This window comes from Sporosarcina sp. P26b (genome assembly GCF_002743245.1).
In the GTDB taxonomy this organism is placed as follows: Bacteria; Bacillota; Bacilli; order Bacillales_A; family Planococcaceae; genus Sporosarcina; species Sporosarcina ureae_C.
This window is the reverse complement of sequence record NZ_PDYW01000006.1, coordinates 174,708-193,530: the sequence shown is the minus strand read 5'-3', so window position 1 is coordinate 193,530 and position 18,823 is coordinate 174,708. Positions and strand designations below refer to the sequence as shown.

Here is an 18,823-nt window from a genome sequence, read left to right as displayed (position 1 = left end):
GTTATAATTAGGGGTCAAGCCGTCGACGCCTTGACACCCCGAATCATACCAAGGGGACTTTTCTATTTCAATAGGGTTCCACTAACCAAACAGGAATGCTCCCGATGGATCAGCTCGAAAGGAGAGACAACCAAGAGAGAGCGCAGCGAACTGGTTGGCTCACCGAGAGCCCATGGGAAAGCGTCCCCCAACTGGAGCTTCCATCCCGAACCACTCACAAATTCACTCACACTTGAACTTGAACTCGAACTCGAACTTAACTATGTCAATACAAAAACACCCACTCCCTTAAGAAGTAGGTGCCTTAATATGTGCAATATAACGCCAGCGGATCAAATAGAAATAGAAAATCTGCATCAGCGCAAAGCCGCAGAGCACAAGCGCCAGCTCCTTGACAATCGAAATCTCAGCCAGCGCATCCCAAATCACCTGCAACGACAAAAATGCAAACACACTATGAATAAACGACACGCCCCACGGGAAGAAAAACTGCGGGATCAACTGTCGATTCACAATCCTCTTAAACTCCCGATCCGTCATCCCAATCCGCTGCAACACCGCATACTGCCGTCGATCGTGCGTAAGCGACGTATACAATCGGAAATAGATAAAACTGCCCGACGCGAGGAAAAATACCCCCGCCAGCAATAAACCGATAAACAACAGCAACGAGAACGTCATACGGATATGCGAGTAATTCAATCCCGGATTCTCGAACTCATACCGCACCGGATCGCGATCTTCAAGCACTAGCCCTGCGAGCACTTGCGCATTGATCGACAGTCCGATTTCTCGTGTTTCCTGCCAGTCCCAGACGTTAAACGCGTAATAATTAAACGCCAACGAACCACGCCCTGCTTGTTCTTCAATGCGATCAAAATCCAAATGATTCACGACGATCGTATTGAGTCCGAGTGCGTTCGGTGGAAATAATTTATACGGATAGACCCCTTCGATTTCGAGGGATACTTTACTGTCGGCCAGTTCAGTATTGACTGATTCCGTCGACAATTGATTCGCTGCGGCGGCAGTTGCCGGTAGGAATAGCGCATGTCCTCTCCGTAATGAAAGAGGTTTCTCACCAAAGGTTGCGGCCAGTTCATTCAGATCGGACAACTTGACGATATTGACTTTGTTCTTTGTGTAGGAAGACTGTTGCTCAAGTACGCGGAAACGTACAGCCCAGTAATCCAAACCTTGTTGCTCGAGTTCATTCGTCAGTTGAGCGATATGTGGGTACTCGAATTCATTATGCGGCAAACTTTTATACACTAGACCGAGTGGATTCACTTCGCGGTATTGCGAGGCGAATGACGTCAGGGACGCGAGAATACCGACAGACATGAATGCGACCGTCGACACAATGGTGACGATAAAGAACATCCGCGCGTTTTCTTTTAACCGTACGATGCTTTCCGAGATCGAGATCATCCAGTAATCACGCCAGAAGAATTTCTTTTGCCGTCGCAGTGCATGCAATACGAGCGGTAAGGTGTCTGTGAAAAAGAAATAGGTTCCGATCGTAATGAGTGGCGGTAGCAAGAAAAACAGGCTGATAATACTCGAGCGCGATACGAGTGCCGCCATCGCGTAAGCCATCAGCAATAGTACGACTCCAAAGACTCCACGGCTTTTCGAGTACGAATAAACAGACTGAACCGCCATGTCTCCATTTAATAAGTCCGATACTTGTCCTTGCTGAATGAATACGGGTGCGATATATGAAATGATAGCGAATAAACTAAGAAATGCACCCATCGTCAGCACGAATGGTTTCCATGACAGATAAAGCGGTAATATCGGAATCTGTACGATCGCTTTGACAATCATAAAGAAGAACTTGGAGAACATAAAGCCGAGGAATATCCCACTTATGATAGAGGCAAATCCAAGTAGCATCGTCTCGATGAAAATCAGTCGGTGCAGTTGGCGCTTTGCCATTCCGAGAAGTAGTAATACCCCGAACTCTTTAGATCGTGCCTGCAAAAATGCACGCATCGAATAGAATAGGAAAAACAATGTGAAAATGAATAGAATGAGTTCCGCTATTCCCATACCAAGTACGGAAATCTCTTTTAGAAAGGAGTTTTCAATCGATGGATGGAATAATAACATCGAATAAAGGAAAAAGACCATGACGGAAAATACACTCGCCATGAAAAATGCCGCATACACTCGGCGATTACGTAGAACATTACGGTAAGCGAACTGTCGAAAAGTCATTCACATTACCTCCAAGTAATGACAACACATTCAAGATACGCTGGAAAAAGGTCTGCCGGCGTTCATCTTTGTAAATTTCATTGAAAAACTCACCGTCTTTAATAAACAACACGCGGTCACAGTAACTTGCAGCAATCGGGTCATGCGTCACCATGATGATCGTCGTCTTTTCGTGTTGGTTAATATGTTCGAGTAATTCGAGCACATCTTTCGCAGACTTCGAATCGAGATTTCCTGTCGGCTCATCGGCCAGTACGATGCTCGGCTGATGAATGAGCGCTCTTCCAATTGCAGTACGCTGCGCTTGCCCACCCGATAATTCGTCAGGTCGACGCTCGAGAATGTCTTGCAAATTTAGCTTGTTCGCCATATCGTCCACACGATTTTTCATTACATCAATCGGTAATCCGTCCAGAGTAAGTGGCAATACAAGATTTTCTTCCACCGTCAGCATTTGCAGTAAATTGATCTCTTGGAAGACGAAGCCGATCTGCCGTCTGCGAAATAGCGCAATATCATTTTGACTGAGCTTTTCGGGCTCCACACCGCCAATCACAATTTTGCCGGTCGTCGGAATATCCGTCGCCATTAATAAATTCAGCAAGGTTGTCTTACCACTCCCGGACGGTCCCATGATGGCGACGAACTCTCCTTCTTGCACATCGAAATCTAGTTGATTCAATGCACGATGGATCACTTTACCTTCATAAATCTTCGTTACATCTTCCATCTTAACGACTGGTTGCGTCATTTCACTGTTCACCCGCCTCTCCGTCTTTAAATAATAAGGCGATCGTCGTGCCTTCCCCTTGTTTCGAGGTAATCGTCAATTGATGACCGAGTTTCTCACATACTTCTGATGCGATATACAGCCCCATCCCTGTTGATTCACCGGACAATCTGCCGTTTTCCCCTGTGAAGAAAGCTTTCGTCACACGGTGTAAGTCGGATGCCGGTATCCCGATTCCTTCATCGGCAATCTCCAGACACAGTCCTTCTGGTTGCTGGACTGCATTGACATGAATTTTCTTCCCTTTTTCAAATGTATATTTCACTGCATTCGTAATGAATTGATTGAGCATGAACTTGATCCACTTGCGATCGGTCGCAACCGTTAAATGTTCATCGACATTCAACACAGGGAACAAGCCGTTCGTAATAAAGAGACGTTTGTTATCATTGAGTACTTCTTGCAACACTTGTCGAAGTAAAAGACGTTCAATTTGCATATCCTCTTCAAATGTTTCAAGTCGTGCATTGACCAGGACGTTTTCCAATCCATTTTGGATGCGTTCGACTTCCTGTTCGATACTCTTCTTGTCCATTTCATCTTCTTGCAACAATAATTTAATGACCGAGATCGGTGTTTTCATTTGATGCACCCATTGATTCATGAAGTGCATATGACGATTTTGCCCGTCATACAACGTCTGTACTTCACGCTGATATAGGCGGTACAGTTCACGTGTAAATTCCGTCGTCATTTTATGCTCAGGTGTCAAGACGTGCCGGATCAAAGCGTCTTCCATCTGCTTCGGCTTTTCCACGATCTTCGTATAAAATGTTCGTCGCATGATGAATTTTGCCACTAAATAGCCCGTCGTAAATAAAATACTCATCGCAACCGAATAGATCGCTGTATTCGGATTTCGGAAGCCGTCGAGCCAAAACAACAGTAAAATGAACGACACGAGTGCAGTTTGGAACACTATGAACGGGATATGTTCTCTAATGAACAGCGTGAATGCTTTCATTAAGCTTCCGACTCCGGCATGAAGCGATAGCCAGCGCCACGCACCGTTTCAATCCAGGATTGCACGTTATAATCGGTTAATTTCTTGCGTACTCTCGCCATATTGACGTTGAGCGTATTTTCATCAACGAATGATTGATCATCCCATAGTTCTTCAAGCAATTTCTCGCGCGACACGACTTTTGGCGACTCACTCATCAGCATTTCCAAAATAACGCACTCTTTCTTTTGAAGCGGAATCTCTTCGTCCCCCTTTTGCAACGCCATCCGTTCTATGTACAACGTCAAATCACCGGATACAATAATACGCTCCGACTGACTGGGCGAATACTCCCCGAATGACCGACGCAAATGGCTTTTAATTTTCGCCAGTACAATTTCATAATGGAACGGCTTCGTAATGAAATCATCCCCACCATTTTCCAGCGCAAATACTTGATCCATATCCCCTGAACGTGCCGAGATGAAAATAATCGGACACATCGTATGCTGCCGTAATTGCCGGCACCAATAATACCCGTCATAGATCGGCAAATTGATATCAAGAAGCACTAGATGTGGATTATACGCCACGCATTCTTCGACTACTCGATCAAAGTCCTGAATAATCGCGACTTCATACTGATATTTCTCAAGCGTTCCCGCCAATAATTGTGCAATTTTCAAATCATCTTCCACAATGAATATTCGATGTTTCACCGTAACCCCTCACTTTCTCGTTATGCCTAGTATACCGTATTTCCGAACGCACATAAATGAATCTCTTGTATTCAAAAAACGCATGCCCCGTAAGACATGCGCTGTTCCTTAATAAATAACATTGACGAATTCTTCTAGCTGAATTCCACCTAGAATCTTCTCGACGTCCATTGATTCAAGCGCTTCCGTAATCGCCTGGCGCTCATATTTCAAGCCAATTAAACGATTTTCAATTTCCTTTACTTCCCCAACGCCGAAAAAGTCTCCATAAATACTGACGTTTTCGATCAACCCTTTTTCCACTTGCAAGCGAACATCAATGCCGCCAACTGGGAAACGTTTTGATTGCTGCAAGTTGAACTTCGGTGAACGACCATAGTTCCACTCCCAGTTACCATAGCGCTCAGCAGATAATTCACGGATCTTCGTCCAGTCTTCATCAGTCAACACGCGATATTCAATATTTTCTTCCCCATCGAACATAGAATTTAAGATTTCTTGTCTAAACTGTTCAATTGAAATAGGTTCTTCAAGAAACTCGGAAATATTCGCGACACGACTGCGAATAGATTTAATGCCTTTCGACTCGATCTTGTCCTTTTTCACTTTAAGTGAATTCACGACACCTTCCATATCTGTATCAAACAGCAACGTGCCGTGGCTGAACATGCGATCTCCTGTTGCGAATTGTGCATTTCCCGAAATTTTACGGCCATCAATCAAAATATCATTGCGCCCAAGCAATTCCGCTTTAACCCCCATCTTTGCCAGTGCATCCGTTACAGGCTCCGTAAACTTTTTAAAGTTACGGAATGATTCTCCATTGTCTTTCGTAATAAAGCTGAAGTTCAAGTTTCCTTTGTCATGGTACACAGCCCCACCGCCAGAAAGTCTACGCACTACATGAATGCCTTCACGATCTACGAACTCCGTATTAATTTCTTCTACAGTATTTTGATTTTTCCCGATAATGATTGAAGGTTCATTGATATAGAACAGTAAATACGAATCTTTGTCTACATCCATCGTATTGAGCACATATTCTTCAATGGCTAGGTTAATACGTGGGTCTGTAACGCCTTGATTATCGATAAACTTCATATTTTCTTCTCTCCTCACAAAATTGTCACATTTATTTTTAGTATATTCTTTCAATTCTGAACGTTTAAAACCTCTTGAAAGCACGCCACAAAAGGCTTGAATCCATTTTAACAGAACTATAAATGAAATGTTGACTTTCAGCACCTGTTATAATACACTGTGTATATACCAAAGAGTTATACAACAAACAGAAGGGAATTGATTGAATATGGTAGAAAGCATTGTAGAATTTTTCAAGAACTTGCCGGCGAAGGTTTGTGCGACTTGTGGAACTGAAATTGAAGAACAGCATGAGTGTTACTCTAATCACTGTGATCACTGCAACCTAAAATAAAACAAAACTTCTATTCGGCGGATATTCCTATATTCGCTTTTTTTTATGTCAAAATACATAGATGAACTAAACCGCATGCTAATCGAACTGCGTTTTCCATCAATACTTCTACATACAACTAAAAAAGCCGTACAACCAATAAAACTGGTTGTACGGCTTCTATTATGTTAGTTAAACAAACTCGCTATCACTTGATCTTTCGCTACGACTCCTTGATCGATACAATCCGGCAAGCCGACTCCTTTATAAGAAGCTCCCGCAAGTTGGACCATTGGGAATTCATTGTGCAATTCTTCCCTCGCACGTAAAACCTTCTCTTTATGGCCTACGCGGTATTGCGGTCGATCGTCTTTCCAGCGTGTGATGATACAGAATTCTGGTTCGCCTTCAAGTTGCAGAATGTCTCCTAAGTCTTTACGGACAATCTTCTCTATCTCAGCATCGGGTAAGTCCACAATCGCTTCTTCCCCAACCCGTCCGACGAATGCTCGCACCATCACTTTATCGTCTGGCGTCGTCGTCGGCCACTTGCGATTGAGAAGTGTACAAGCCGTAATCGAATGATCGCTACTGCGCGGAACTAAGAACCCTGTTCCGTCTATATCTTTCTTCATAGCGTCTTTCGGATAACCTAGAGCTACCGTCGCAACTGAAGTTGTTAAAATCGTTGCCAATTCTTTCAACAAACCATGCGGCTCAAACAATCGACTCGCTACGGTGTGACTTGTCGCCATAATGACCGCGTCAGCTTCGATTTGTTGCTGATCATTTAATGTAAGGACCGCTTGTTCACCATGTTTTTTTATCTTGGTAACGCGCGTGCCTTTCATAATCGTCACATCGGTCAGTTGTTGTTCAAGCGCTTCAACCAAAGATTCCAGACCATACTTGAACGTATGGAACACGCCTACCTTTTTCGAACTGTGACTGTTCTTTTGTGGCAGTTGCTTCGGTTGGCTTTTCTTCATCCCGAGAATCAGGCTACGGTGTTTTTTCTCCACTTCATAAAACTGTGGGAATGTAGATTCCAAGCTCATATGATCGATATCTCCTGCAAAGACTCCAGATAATAAAGGCTCGATCAAGTTCTCCACTACTTCAGTGCCGAAGCGACGTCGGAAAAACTTTCCGAGTGGTTGATCGCCTGTTATTCCAGAGCGCGGCAAGACCAAATCGCCTGCCGCCCGTAATTTACCGCTTAAGCTAAACAAGCCTGATGCGATAAACGGTTTGACTTCTGTCGGGATTCCCATGACAGCACCCGCTGGAATTTTATGCATTTGATTATGGAGGAAAATATACGCTTGCCCTGTCGCATTACGGACGAGTTGATCCGCTATACCTAAATCAGCCGCTAATTGGTCTACACTTTGTTTACGGATCAAGAAGGAGTCGGGACCGCGTTCGATTACGTAGCCATCTCGACGGACTGTTTGGATTTTTCCACCTAGTTCTGTTGAAGCTTCAATCATCGTGATGTCTATAGGAAGTCCTTGTTCACGAGCATCTTTTTGCATATAGTACGCTGCAGCGAGACCTGTGATTCCGCCACCGATAATGACTACTTTTTTTCGTTCACTCATGTCCTTTTTTCACTCCGATCCATTTGAATTCATTTCGTTGCGTGTAATTGATCCATTACAGCATCCGCCATTGCATCAATGAATAAAGGATCGGTGTTCGGCATAGCAGGTCTATGGTACGCTGCGCCGATATCGTCACATACGACTTTACACTCGTAGTCGTTATCAAATAAGACTTCCAAGTGATCGCATACAAAACCTACTGGTGTGTAAACGAATGACGTATATCCTTTTGTTTCATGCAATTCACGTGTTAAATCCTGAACGTCAGGACCTAGCCAAGGATCAGGCGTTTGCCCTTCACTTTGCCAACCGATTGCGTATGTTTTAATACCCGCTGCATCTGTAATCATTTCCGCTGTCTCTTTTAATTGATCAGCATATGGGTCACCGTTAGCTAAAATCTTTTCTGGTAACGAGTGTGCTGAAACGATCAAGCATGTATTCTCACGTTCTGCTTCATCCATTGCATCGTATGTTTGACGCAATTGATTCGTCCAGTATTCAATGAATTTCGGCTGCTTGTACCAGCTTTCAACTGATGTCAGGTGGATACCGTGCTTGTCCGCTTCCTCTTTCGCGCGACCGTTGTATGATTTAACGGAGAACGTAGAGAAATGTGGCGCCAAGACAATCGATACAGCTTCTGTAATGCCGTCTTTATGCATTTCTTGCACAGCATCCTCAACGAATGGCGCAATATGCTTTAAGCCAATATATACTTTAAATTCAATTTCATCTTGTACTTCATTCATGCGAGCGCCTAATGCGTTTGCTTGATCGTCCGTAATCTTCGCAAGCGGTGAAATGCCTCCGATTGCTTCATAGCGATTACGTAGATCTTCTACTTGTTCCGGAGCTGGCGGACGGCCTCTACGGATGTGCGTGTAATACGGTAATAGATCGTCATAGGAGTTGGGTGTTCCGTACGCCATAACGAGTAAGCCCATTTTCTTTTTCGTCATCATTTTCACCTCATGGTTGGATTGTTATTTCGAACGTAATTCTTTACTATATTCATGTACGAAAGCTGTTAAGCGTTTCAATGTCGCAGGTTTTACGTCAGGGAATACGCCATGGCCCAAGTTGAAGATATGGCTTCCGTGCTCTACACCTTGTTCTACAATAACCTTCGCACGTTCTTCAATGACAGACCAGTCTGCTAGTAACATGGATGGATCCAAGTTTCCTTGCAATGGTTTTGTCATACCGCGTTCGCCCGCTTCTTTAATAGACAAGCGCCAATCCAGTCCAACTACATCGACTGGTAGGTCATGCCATTCATTCGCCAAGTGGCTTGCGCCGACTCCAAATGTAATCAACGGAACGTTTAATTTACGTAATTCCGTGAAGATACGAGTCATTGTAGGTTTAATGAAGATACGGTAATCGGATACATTCAATGCACCAACCCATGAATCGAATATTTGCACGGCTTTCACACCTGCGTTAACTTGTGCTGTAATATAACTAATCGTCATATCAGCTAGTTTATCCATCAATGCAAACCAAGCTTGTGGCTCAGAAACCATGAACGACTTTGTCAGGTTATAGCTCTTTGAAGGGCCGCCTTCGATCATATAACTAGCTAGTGTAAACGGTGCGCCCGCGAAACCAATCAGTGGGACATTCAATTGCTCTTGTGTCAGCATTTTTATCGTATCCAAAACGTAAGGAACTTGCTCTTCTGCTGAAAACTCCCCTAAGTTTGCGATGTCTTGTGCAGAACGGATTGGATTTGAAATAACAGGGCCTACGCCTGATTTGATTTTTACGTCTACTCCGATTCCTACAAGTGGTGTTACAATATCTTTATATAAAATAGCTGCATCTACATCATATTGATCTACTGGAAGCTTTGTTACATACGCACATAATTCAGGCTGATGCGTAATTTCTTCCAAGGAGTATTTTTCTTTGATTTTAAGATATTCCGGCTGTGAACGTCCTGCTTGACGCATGAACCAAACGGGCGTGTGATCTATTTGCTCGCCTCTCGCAGCGCGTAATAACGTATCATTAAAAGTTGACATATTCAGAGATACCTCTTTCCATTTTTATAATTTCGTTCGCGAAACTCATATACGTTCTCATGATAAACCGTTGACAAGTCAATGTATAGTGAATTGCGCCTTTGTCATAATTTTGTGCTTAGACTAGGGCGACTTCTGTCATTTTTCCGACAATCATTCCTAACTTGCTTGCTTTTTATGTGTTTGATACAAGAGATTTTAGGGAATTACTAAGTGTAGAATCATACACTGGATAAGAGTGTTCTCATTACACTCTGACGATTGTTACTAGCCAAAGGAGGAAATTAACATGAATATTTATATGACAACCGGAACAATGGACTTTATGGAAAAGGTGAAAGATCAGTACGTAGATGAAACAATTCACTTAATGAATGGTGCCGGCACTACACTGTTGCTGCATGAAACAAATGGCAAGAGCGTATTTCAAACACCGAGGAAGTTTGAAGTGGTAGGATCTTTCGGACAACTGACAGAACCAGGGTTCTTCGCAATGGATAATGTTGCGGTAACAGATGAAGGTAAACCGATTTTCGAACATCAGTACAAGCATATGGGAGAAAAACTTCAAAACATGCCGGGTTTCATCGCATTCCGTTTATTGCGTCCTATCGGCAATGATACGTATACATTGCTAACAGAATGGACGGATCGACGTCTGTATGAAATTTGGAACAACTCCCCTGGTAATCAGCTATCCGATAAAACGGACTTCAAAGATGCTGGCGGTGCTGCGCAACACATTTTCACAAGCGCTCCATACACAACGCATTATAAAACACCTACTGAAGAGGTTTGACGTTTTTACGTCAAATCTTTTTTTATGGCCAGCCCTCTAGATCTATCATTTCGTTCACTTCTACTACAATATGTTTCGGTACCCGAAGTTTGCGATGCGTCTATTCGCTTGTTATACTAAACGAGATGATTGATTTATTTGTATATTTGAGAGGGGACTTATAATGAGAGAACAATTATTTCAGAAATTAGAACAATCTTACGACGATATGGTAGAGATTCGTCGATATTTGCATATGAATCCAGAGGTTTCATATAAAGAAACGAAGACTGCTGCCTATATCGCTGACTTTTATAAACAACTTGGCGTAGACGTACGTACGGGTGTTGGCGGCAACGGTGTCGTGGCACGAGTCAAAGGTGCGAAACCTGGGAAAACAGTTGCTTTGCGAGCAGACTTTGATGCACTACCTATTCAAGACCAAAAAGATACACCTTATGCTTCCACTGTACCAGGCGTTATGCACGCTTGCGGGCATGATGGCCATACTGCCACTCTCCTTCAACTTGCAAAAGCGATGAATGAAATGCGCGATGAGCTTTCAGGAGAATATGTATTTATCCATCAACACGCAGAAGAACTAGCTCCAGGTGGCGCTATTGCGATGATCGAAGACGGTTGTCTAGAAGGCGTCGATGTGATTTTCGGTACGCATCTCTGGTCACTACTCGAATCAGGCGTGATCCATTACTGTGCAGGTCCAGTGATGGCTGCGGCGGATCGATTTAACATTACCGTTCAAGGGGCTGGCGGACATGGCGCTGCTCCGCATCAAACAAAAGACGCGATCGTAATTGGTTCACAGTTAGTAACGAATCTTCAACAAATCGTCTCAAGACGCGTTGATCCAATCGAATCAGCTGTTCTATCCGTCGGTTCATTCGTTTCAGAAAATGCCTTTAACGTCATTGCGGATCAGGCAGTTCTAGGTGGAACGGTTCGTACATTCACAAACGACGTACGCGACCAGATGGAAAAAGAAATCAAGCGCGTAGCTGAAGGTACAGCACTTGCAAACGATTGTGAAATCACCGTAGAATACTTCCGCGGCTATCCAGCAGTAGTTAATCACGAAAAAGAAACGGACTACCTAAAAGCAGTGGCTGAGTCTATTCCTGGTTTAAAAGGCGTAGAAGAAATGCAACCTCAAATGGGCGGCGAAGATTTCGCCTACTACCTCGAGAAGATTCCAGGTACGTTCTTCTTCACAGGTGCACAACCAGCAGATGCTTATCCACATCATCACCCACGTTTTGATTTCGATGAAAAGGCTATGATGGCAGCGGCTAAGACATTGGGCGCGGCGGCTATTGATTATCAGAACTAAATAAATGCAATTGACTGAAGACATGCCCTAAGAATGTGGGGATGTCTTCAGTTTTTTTGTGTTGGGGTTTGATAATGTGGCGGTAGTGCATAGTAAGTAGGATACGAAGTTAGGTAGTAGTTTTTGCAACCCCTACCCTTCCTTTTTTATGCTAAGGTAGCGGGTTGACTGGCAGTGTAAGTGGGGCGATCATTGGCCCCACTTCGGCGGTGGTGGATGGCTTCCGCCTTCGTTAGATAATGTGTAGAGCAGTTCTGATTCTTCTTTTGCAAAAACAAGGAACGAATACTACCAGGTCACTGGTTTTATCTACTATAAACCACAACCCAACTTGGTTTGTACCCAGTAGCGCAGGCACAACTGCGGGGTCGGCCGTGGCCATGAGACAGCTAGCAGCTCCACCGCTAGTTGGCTTATGGCTGGAGGCAATCCCCCACGTGCCTGCGCGAGTCTAAAGCATTACCCTCACCACTTTCAATGAACAAGCCAATATCGAGCAACGACCTAATCTATCTCCTAATGACTTTGCTAAGACAGAAGAATCGTACCACCCAGTCACTGGTTTTCATTTTCTATAAAACACAATCTAACTTGTCAACCACTCAGTAGCGCAGGCACAACTGCGGGGTAGGCCGTGACCGTGAGACAACTGGCAGCTCCACCGCCAGCTGGCTCATGGCTGGAGGCAATCCCCCACGTGCCTGCGCGAGTCCAAAGCAAGAGCCCTCACTACTTTCCATGCACAAGCCAATGTCGAGCCACGACCCCATCTATTCCCATCACCAATAACAGTAATTAGCAACATAATAGATAGAACAACAAACCAGTTGATCGTAAGTGTAAGGCGACTCCTGGAGGATCAGCGTGCGCCTTGAGACCCTGGACTGAACGAAGTGAGGGAAGCAGCTCAAGCCACGCCCTCGGGAAAGCGTCCGCCTGCAACGTCGATCAACGTTGCCTTCACCTTTACCAGCTACCTGCCAATAATTCGATAAAACCTAACATATTAATAGAATACTCGCTATCTTCCAACATTACAGTTGATTTTAGTTTTTTCTATACTATAATTAATACGTATATGGTCCTATAAAACAGGAGGGAAGAATATGGCTAATCCACATCATCTGTCGTCTTACATCGTAACATTCCATACTTTTGCATTACTTCATGGACAACATGCCAACCCATACTATACAAAAGTAGTGGAAAGCGACCGGACGTTCATTGTTGAGAAAACACCATTAGAAATCATGAGAGATTCTTGTGCGCATTACCGTTCCAACTTCGAGTCCATCATCAACAGCTCCAAGGTGGATTTAAGAAATCGTCCAAAGCCTCCGATCATGCTGACGCATTCAAATGATCAGCCGCTATTATTTTTCCCTTTACTGTCCCCTACCTTACATAAAAACACATGGGTAGCTTATCACGCAGTAAAAGATGCTGTTCAGAACAAAGATGGCGTCTCCGTCGTTCTGAAAAACGATACGCAAATGCAACTTGATACATCACTGGCTACCGTTTATCGGCAGATGGCCTTGTCACATATTTTATCGCAACGATTTGAAAATGCTCAGGAGCAGTTACGCAGTTCATATTATATGATCATGGACCCGAAGAGCTCCGATTCACCAATTTCCTGAGATACAAATTTAACAGTTCTTCCGATCGATTACGTAAGCGTACATTCAAATAGCGACGTATATCTTGATAGCCATCATGTAAAAATACATATTCCGTAAACAGTTCATCTGTTGAACGGCGTACTACTTTCATTTTGTGCTTATGCAAATACATAGCTGTCATTTGTAAATCAGTGGATACGGTATGCATCGTTTCGTCTAGCAAATTAAGATAGGGACTTTTCAGTTTGAACGGCACCTTCTCCAGTAACTGGCGATCCCGTTCCATAATCGTCAATAGCATGGGCAGGTAAATATAGTTCTCTAAATAGGGCATTGCCTCCGCGGGGATCAAAGGCACAGAAATCGCCTCCTTACAGAACGTATGTTCCTACATCGATTATAATTCCTTTAGCGCAGAAAAGCAAGTACTCATAGTATGGCTTTTTTTTGCATAAAAAAACTTCCAGTTGTCAGTACTGGAAGTTTTGTCACAAAATCGATATGTGTACTCGTTTATTGGTTCCCTGGCTCATCACCGATAAAGTGGATGGAGAACACTTTCCATTCACCGTCTTCTTTATTGAACACAGTCACTTGACGGCCTTCAGGTGTATTTTCTACTCCTGTCTCAATATCCGTAAATGTAGTTTTTAACGTAGAAAATAACTGTGCACTGTCTTCTTTATATTTTACAATCGTTTCATTGTCTACTTCGCGTTTCATTGTAGTATTCTCAAGCATTTCTTCTGTAGCTTGACGCTCTTCATCTAAGTCATAGCCTTTAGGTGAAAGTGTAGCCAGATACCCTTCGACATCCTGATTGTTCAGCGTCTCGATATAGTTGTCAAAAGCAGCTAGAATTTTTGTTTTTTCTTCTTCGGGTACATCTACTGCTTCTTCAACTTCGTCGCCAGCCATGCTGAACCCGACTTTATTATCATCTATTCCATGATCGATTGCTCCATTACCCGGTGCAGCTTCGCCAGTTTCTGGATCATTCTGTTTTGTTTCATCTTGGTTACCACATGCACCTAATACGAGTACCAACGCCATGGACGCGACTGCTATTTTTTTCTTCATATGCCCCTCCTACGTAGAGAAAAAGGCCTTCAGCGTGCAAAGACCTTTTTTCATTTTTAATTATTTTACTTCTACCCAACCATTTTTGATTGCTGTTACAACAGCTTGTGTCCGGTCATTTACACTCATTTTTTGTAGAATGCTTGAAACGTGGTTTTTCACTGTTTTTTCTGAGATGAATAGCGTTTCACCAATTGTTCGGTTACTTTGGCCATCTGTCAGCAATTGCAGAACTTCACATTCGCGCTTCGTCAATAAATGAAGTGGACGACGAATATCGTTCTGTTGGAAGGATCCTTTATGTTCTCTTTCGCTTAAACGACGGAATTCAGATACCAAGTTATGCGTGATTTTCGGGTGCAAGTACGAACCACCATTCGCTACTACTTTGATTGCTTGTACAATTGCGTCTGCATCCATTTCTTTCAGCATATAGCCTAGTGCACCTGTTTTCAAAGCATGTGTAACGTATGATTCATCATCGTGGATCGATAGCATGATAACGCGCGCATCAGGGAACTCTTTAACTAATTGCTCAGTTGCGTCTACACCATTCATGCGTGGCATATTAATATCCATCAGCACTACGTCTGGCTCATATTCTCTGTACAACTCCACTACTTCTACTCCATCGTCGCCTTCTGCTACTACGGTAAACGATTCTTCAAAATCTAAAATTCGTTTAACTCCTTCACGGAACAATTGGTGATCATCTACTATCAAAATTTTCGTCGCTTCCATATTCTATTCCTCCCAATAATTACCTTACTTACAGTTCTTTGTCCAGCGGAATTTGGAAAAGTATTGAAGTGCCTTCCCCGACTTTCGAGGTGACCTTCATTTTCCCTTTCAACAACTCCACACGCTCCTGCATTCCAATCAAACCAAAAGATTTCTCTTTTACTTCTTTTGTATCAAAACCAAGACCTTGGTCTTTGATCAATATATTGACGGTTTCACGCAACCACTCAATTTTCACCCATATTTCATCAGTTTTCGCATGCTTGATACTATTATTTACTGATTCCTGTATGAGACGAAAAATGCCTACTTCAAAATTGGAAGCAAATCGTTTTTCTGCTCCGTTACTTTGAAAGTTAATGATTAGCGGAGCCTCGTATTCACTAATGGTCGACAAATATTTTCGTAATGTCGGAACAAGTCCCAGGTCATCCAAAGCCATAGGCCGTAAATCGTAAATGATGCGGCGCACTTCAGATAGCGCTCCCCTTACCATTTCTTTAAGGTAAGAAAGTTCTTGCATCGCTTGTTCTGGACCATGCTGGACAAATGTTTTTTCGATTAAACCTGAACGCATCAAGACATTCGCCAGCATTTGAGCTGGTCCGTCATGAATGTCACGTGATAATCGTTTCCGTTCTTCTTCTTGCGCTTGAATAATTTGGACCGCAAAATCTTGTTTCTGTCGGGCCGTTTCTAGTGCTGTACTTACATTTTTTAAATCAGATGTCAAATATGTGATTACAGTGGTTACTTGATTAACAAGTTGATCCGCTCTTTCAATTGTAGAAAGCAGCAGCGTTAGTCGTCGTTCGAGTTCATCCCGTTTTTCACGAAGTTGCTTCTCCTCCATTTTATTGATGGAGGCACGTACAAGCAAGTCATTTGCCACACTATATGCTTGTTTCACTTCTTCTTCGCTATACGTTATAAAGTCTTTAGATACAGTAGCCAAACGTTTCCGTGAGTGGCGTGACAAACTCTCAAGAGAATCGCCTTCTGTTATCACATGAGAAATACTTTCTTTCACTTCTGCTAACTCTTTTTGCATTTCTTCAAAACTTCGGCGGCTTTGTTCACTAATTAAGAAAATGTCGCTTTTCGAACGATCCATTACATTAACCATGTTGCCAAAGATTTTCTCCATCTGTTGAATGTCAATTGCCTTATCGTTCAAATATCTCCCTCCCGCACCCGTCTATGTGAAATTACGCAAAGTGAGCATTATTGCAGTTTAGCCTAAATACTTATACACTTCATATACAGTATATCATTTTAATGATGTAAAAGTATTATAAGTATATTACAAATGTAGGGGGAACGACAAATGCGAGCCAATTATAAAACCGTAAAGTTATACGGAGAGAGTGAATTCGTCATCCAAAAATCCCGTTTTCTGTCATTTGTCAAAAGAGTCGAGACGGAACACGAGGCATTGGACTTCATACAGGACATCAAAAAGAACCATCATACAGCCACACATAATTGTTCCGCATATATTATAGGAGAACATGACCAGATCCAAAAAGCGAATGATGACGGTGAGCCTTCAGGTACAGCCGGCTTCCCTATTTTGGAAGTTTTGAAAAAACAACACTTAAAAGACACCGTCATCGTCGTGACCCGTTATTTCGGTGGTATCAAACTCGGCGGCGGCGGATTAATTCGTGCTTACGGCAAAGCAGCTTCTGAAGGCATTGCCGCAACGGGTGTAGTGGAAAGAAAATTGCACGCCTTAGTGAAAATTTCTATTGATTATACTTGGCTTGGCAAAGTAGAAAACGAAGTACGGCAATCCGACTACCCTTTAAAAGAGATCGTCTATGAAGAGGACGTTGAACTCTTTTTATATGTTCCTGAAGAAGAACAAGAGATTTTTCAGGAATGGATGATGGAATTGACGAACGGTCAGGCAGTCCTCGCCACAACTGGACATGAATTCTTGGAGTTCGACATCTGACTATACGTCCATTCGAAAAACAGGTATAATGGTAGAAGATGAATCGTATGAATAATAGGTCTGAATTCATTCTATGACGATGAAACGTTATGCGAAGATTTGCCTCTATTAGTTAAAAGTGACTTCCCATAGATTCGCTATCTACGGTTCTTTCTGCCGTACACCTGGAGGTATAAAATGAAAAGAGAAGAATATAAGAAAAAGAAGGTTTCTAAAACGAAACGCTTCTTGAAAATAGCATTATTCACGTTCTTCATCGCGGCTCTAGCCGTTGCTGGCTATGCTTTCAAGTTGCATAACCAAGCGATGACCGTATTGGACCGTTCTTATGAACCGATTGCGAAACAGGAACCAAAAGAAATATATGTAGAACCCGCAACGGATAAAGTATCGATTCTATTAATTGGTGTAGATGAAAGTGAAGCACGTCAGGAAAGAGAACAACACGGAAGATCAGATGCGTTAGTGTTAGCTACTTTGAATCCTAAAACAAAGAGCATCAAACTCGTCAGCATCCCCCGTGATTCGTATGTCTACATTCCACACGTTAATTATAAAGACAAGATCACACATGCACATGCCTATGGCGGAACTAAAGCTTCTATTGATACAGTAGAACAACTATTTGACATTCCCGTTAACTATTATGTAAAAATGAACTTCAATGCGTTCATTGATGTCGTAGATGCACTCGGTGGTGTAGAAGTCGAGGTGCCGTACGAACGAATCGAGAAAGATGAAAATGATAAAAATGCGATTCATCTAATGCCCGGTTTTCAACGTCTCGATGGCCGCCACACATTAGCTTTAGCACGTACACGTAAACTCGATAGTGATATCGAGCGTGGCAAACGCCAGCAAATGATTCTTCAAGCGATGATCAAAGAAGCCACGTCGATTACATCGATCACAAAATACGGAGACGTCATCAATGCGCTTGGCGATAACATGAAGACCGATATGACATCAAAGCAGATGTTGTCGTTCATTCAGTATATAAAAAGCGGACTTCCCGAAGTCGATACGATCACATTGACCGGCTACGATGACATGTCGACGGGAATTTACTACTACAGGTTGGATGAGCAAAAGTTAGAAGAAGTGAAGCAAATCTTAAAGTCCCACCTCGGACTGATCCCAGACTCCTCTTCCCTAACCGAGCTAGACACAGACCAAACATCCGCATCCGCCCAAACCAATTATCAATAAATCATTCGCAAGCGATGAGACCTTAACGGGTTTCATCGCTTTTTAAGTAAGTAAGGAAAGAAGAGTGGTAATTGGAGAGTGGTTTGGGATTTACGTTTCAGGCGGACGCGTTCCGCGGGCACGGCTTCAATCTCCTCGTCCACTTCGTTCCCTGCGGGGCTTTCAGCTCGCGCTATTCCCGCTGGAGTCGCAGCCTTCCACTACAATCCTACCTGGTAACTGTAAATAGTTTGAAAGTACATTAAAGTTACTAACTGACTTAATTTTATTCATTATATTTATTTAAGTACTAAGTTCAAATTACAGGTAGAAATAACTTTGAAGTCGACTTTGATTTTGACTCTTTAAATCTCGAA

General features: G+C 43.0%; 19 protein-coding genes. 6 read left to right on the top strand and 13 right to left on the bottom strand.

Features of this window, described 5'->3' with window-relative positions; translation table 11 throughout:
• Nucleotides 1-288: 288 nt before the first annotated feature.
• The 5 genes from CSV69_RS08620 to lplA form a co-directional block, all read right to left on the bottom strand.
• Nucleotides 289-2,223, bottom strand: coding sequence for an FtsX-like permease family protein (locus CSV69_RS08620; protein WP_085428373.1), 1,935 nt, complete (start codon nucleotides 2,221-2,223; stop codon nucleotides 289-291).
• A complete protein-coding gene (locus tag CSV69_RS08615; RefSeq protein ID WP_099693185.1) occupies nucleotides 2,195-2,974 on the bottom strand; it encodes an ABC transporter ATP-binding protein in 780 nt (259 codons plus the stop codon). Before CSV69_RS08615 ends, CSV69_RS08620 begins: the two co-directional genes overlap by 29 nt.
• Nucleotide 2,975: 1 nt before the next feature.
• Complete coding sequence (locus tag CSV69_RS08610) at nucleotides 2,976-3,977, bottom strand: sensor histidine kinase (protein WP_099693184.1); 1,002 nt, start codon at nucleotides 3,975-3,977, stop codon at nucleotides 2,976-2,978.
• Entirely contained in the window at nucleotides 3,977-4,675 is a 699-nt protein-coding gene (locus CSV69_RS08605) for a response regulator transcription factor (protein WP_085428370.1), read from the bottom strand. The genes CSV69_RS08610 and CSV69_RS08605 overlap by 1 nt, the downstream gene beginning before the upstream one ends.
• A gap of 108 nt (nucleotides 4,676-4,783) precedes the next feature.
• Entirely contained in the window at nucleotides 4,784-5,776 is a 993-nt protein-coding gene (lplA, locus tag CSV69_RS08600; RefSeq protein WP_085428369.1) for a lipoate--protein ligase, read from the bottom strand.
• A 208-nt stretch (nucleotides 5,777-5,984) separates the two neighbouring features.
• Here lplA and yhfH point away from each other — a divergent pair, with 208 nt between their 5' ends.
• Nucleotides 5,985-6,110: a protein YhfH gene (gene yhfH / locus CSV69_RS08595; RefSeq protein WP_085429090.1), complete on the top strand. Its 126-nt coding sequence runs from the start codon at nucleotides 5,985-5,987 to the stop codon at nucleotides 6,108-6,110.
• Between the two features lie 167 nt (nucleotides 6,111-6,277).
• Here yhfH and hemY read toward each other — a convergent pair whose 3' ends face one another.
• Genes hemY through hemE form a run of 3 tightly spaced genes read right to left on the bottom strand, consistent with a single transcriptional unit; the run spans nucleotide 6,278 to nucleotide 9,726 of the window.
• A complete protein-coding gene (hemY, locus tag CSV69_RS08590; RefSeq protein ID WP_099693183.1) occupies nucleotides 6,278-7,693 on the bottom strand; it encodes a protoporphyrinogen oxidase in 1,416 nt (471 codons plus the stop codon).
• Between the two features lie 29 nt (nucleotides 7,694-7,722).
• Nucleotides 7,723-8,658 (bottom strand): ferrochelatase, encoded by a 936-nt coding sequence (gene hemH / locus CSV69_RS08585; RefSeq protein WP_085428367.1) that lies wholly within the window; start codon nucleotides 8,656-8,658, stop codon nucleotides 7,723-7,725.
• A gap of 24 nt (nucleotides 8,659-8,682) precedes the next feature.
• Nucleotides 8,683-9,726 (bottom strand): uroporphyrinogen decarboxylase, encoded by a 1,044-nt coding sequence (gene hemE, locus CSV69_RS08580; protein WP_099625763.1) that lies wholly within the window; start codon nucleotides 9,724-9,726, stop codon nucleotides 8,683-8,685.
• A gap of 289 nt (nucleotides 9,727-10,015) precedes the next feature.
• On the opposite strand from hemE, the gene CSV69_RS08575 reads away from it, so the two are divergent.
• Both CSV69_RS08575 and CSV69_RS08570 read left to right on the top strand, forming a co-directional pair.
• Complete coding sequence (locus CSV69_RS08575) at nucleotides 10,016-10,525, top strand: antibiotic biosynthesis monooxygenase family protein (RefSeq protein ID WP_085428365.1); 510 nt, start codon at nucleotides 10,016-10,018, stop codon at nucleotides 10,523-10,525.
• 163 nt (nucleotides 10,526-10,688) lie between these two features.
• Nucleotides 10,689-11,852: a M20 metallopeptidase family protein gene (locus CSV69_RS08570; RefSeq protein ID WP_099693182.1), complete on the top strand. Its 1,164-nt coding sequence runs from the start codon at nucleotides 10,689-10,691 to the stop codon at nucleotides 11,850-11,852.
• A 594-nt stretch (nucleotides 11,853-12,446) separates the two neighbouring features.
• Here the strand turns inward: CSV69_RS08570 and CSV69_RS17290 are convergent.
• Nucleotides 12,447-12,572, bottom strand: coding sequence for a hypothetical protein (locus CSV69_RS17290; RefSeq protein ID WP_255396871.1), 126 nt, complete (start codon nucleotides 12,570-12,572; stop codon nucleotides 12,447-12,449).
• A 386-nt stretch (nucleotides 12,573-12,958) separates the two neighbouring features.
• Here CSV69_RS17290 and CSV69_RS08565 point away from each other — a divergent pair, with 386 nt between their 5' ends.
• On the top strand, nucleotides 12,959-13,495 hold the full coding sequence (locus tag CSV69_RS08565; protein WP_099625760.1) for a competence protein ComK: 537 nt from the start codon (nucleotides 12,959-12,961) through the stop codon (nucleotides 13,493-13,495).
• On the opposite strand, the gene CSV69_RS08560 is transcribed toward CSV69_RS08565, so the two are convergent.
• The 4 genes from CSV69_RS08560 to CSV69_RS08545 all read right to left on the bottom strand — a co-directional run bounded on the left by CSV69_RS08560 (nucleotide 13,458) and on the right by CSV69_RS08545 (nucleotide 16,475).
• Nucleotides 13,458-13,835 (bottom strand): YhjD family protein, encoded by a 378-nt coding sequence (locus CSV69_RS08560; RefSeq protein WP_085428362.1) that lies wholly within the window; start codon nucleotides 13,833-13,835, stop codon nucleotides 13,458-13,460. The genes CSV69_RS08565 and CSV69_RS08560 overlap by 38 nt on opposite strands.
• A gap of 155 nt (nucleotides 13,836-13,990) precedes the next feature.
• Nucleotides 13,991-14,557, bottom strand: coding sequence for a nuclear transport factor 2 family protein (locus CSV69_RS08555; RefSeq protein WP_085428361.1), 567 nt, complete (start codon nucleotides 14,555-14,557; stop codon nucleotides 13,991-13,993).
• A 60-nt stretch (nucleotides 14,558-14,617) separates the two neighbouring features.
• The gene (locus CSV69_RS08550) at nucleotides 14,618-15,298 is read right to left on the bottom strand and encodes a response regulator (protein ID WP_085428360.1); all 681 of its coding nucleotides are present in this window, start codon (nucleotides 15,296-15,298) and stop codon (nucleotides 14,618-14,620) included.
• A gap of 28 nt (nucleotides 15,299-15,326) precedes the next feature.
• Nucleotides 15,327-16,475, bottom strand: a complete 1,149-nt coding sequence (locus CSV69_RS08545; RefSeq protein WP_198166172.1) for a sensor histidine kinase — start codon at nucleotides 16,473-16,475, stop codon at nucleotides 15,327-15,329.
• Between the two features lie 150 nt (nucleotides 16,476-16,625).
• On the opposite strand from CSV69_RS08545, the gene CSV69_RS08540 reads away from it, so the two are divergent.
• The gene (locus CSV69_RS08540) at nucleotides 16,626-17,258 is read left to right on the top strand and encodes a YigZ family protein (RefSeq protein WP_085428359.1); all 633 of its coding nucleotides are present in this window, start codon (nucleotides 16,626-16,628) and stop codon (nucleotides 17,256-17,258) included.
• Nucleotides 17,259-17,435: 177 nt separating this feature from the next.
• Nucleotides 17,436-18,467 carry an LCP family protein gene (locus tag CSV69_RS08535; RefSeq protein ID WP_085428358.1) on the top strand — a complete coding sequence of 344 codons (1,032 nt, stop codon included), beginning with the start codon at nucleotides 17,436-17,438 and terminating at the stop codon, nucleotides 18,465-18,467.
• Nucleotides 18,468-18,823 lie beyond the last annotated feature (356 nt).

What these genes read in the sequence shown, in the direction of transcription:
- CSV69_RS08620 (WP_085428373.1), bottom strand. Translation starts at nt 2,223, where the DNA reads ATGACTTTTCGACAGTTCGCTTACCGTAATGTTCTACGTAATCGCCGA.
- CSV69_RS08615 (WP_099693185.1), bottom strand. Translation starts at nt 2,974, where the DNA reads ATGACGCAACCAGTCGTTAAGATGGAAGATGTAACGAAGATTTATGAA.
- CSV69_RS08610 (WP_099693184.1), bottom strand. Translation starts at nt 3,977, where the DNA reads ATGAAAGCATTCACGCTGTTCATTAGAGAACATATCCCGTTCATAGTG.
- lplA (WP_085428369.1), bottom strand. Translation starts at nt 5,776, where the DNA reads ATGAAGTTTATCGATAATCAAGGCGTTACAGACCCACGTATTAACCTA.
- yhfH (WP_085429090.1), top strand. Translation starts at nt 5,985, where the DNA reads ATGGTAGAAAGCATTGTAGAATTTTTCAAGAACTTGCCGGCGAAGGTT.
- hemY (WP_099693183.1), bottom strand. Translation starts at nt 7,693, where the DNA reads ATGAGTGAACGAAAAAAAGTAGTCATTATCGGTGGCGGAATCACAGGT.
- hemH (WP_085428367.1), bottom strand. Translation starts at nt 8,658, where the DNA reads ATGACGAAAAAGAAAATGGGCTTACTCGTTATGGCGTACGGAACACCC.
- hemE (WP_099625763.1), bottom strand. Translation starts at nt 9,726, where the DNA reads ATGTCAACTTTTAATGATACGTTATTACGCGCTGCGAGAGGCGAGCAA.
- CSV69_RS08575 (WP_085428365.1), top strand. Translation starts at nt 10,016, where the DNA reads ATGAATATTTATATGACAACCGGAACAATGGACTTTATGGAAAAGGTG.
- CSV69_RS08570 (WP_099693182.1), top strand. Translation starts at nt 10,689, where the DNA reads ATGAGAGAACAATTATTTCAGAAATTAGAACAATCTTACGACGATATG.
- CSV69_RS08565 (WP_099625760.1), top strand. Translation starts at nt 12,959, where the DNA reads ATGGCTAATCCACATCATCTGTCGTCTTACATCGTAACATTCCATACT.
- CSV69_RS08555 (WP_085428361.1), bottom strand. Translation starts at nt 14,557, where the DNA reads ATGAAGAAAAAAATAGCAGTCGCGTCCATGGCGTTGGTACTCGTATTA.
- CSV69_RS08550 (WP_085428360.1), bottom strand. Translation starts at nt 15,298, where the DNA reads ATGGAAGCGACGAAAATTTTGATAGTAGATGATCACCAATTGTTCCGT.
- CSV69_RS08540 (WP_085428359.1), top strand. Translation starts at nt 16,626, where the DNA reads ATGCGAGCCAATTATAAAACCGTAAAGTTATACGGAGAGAGTGAATTC.
- CSV69_RS08535 (WP_085428358.1), top strand. Translation starts at nt 17,436, where the DNA reads ATGAAAAGAGAAGAATATAAGAAAAAGAAGGTTTCTAAAACGAAACGC.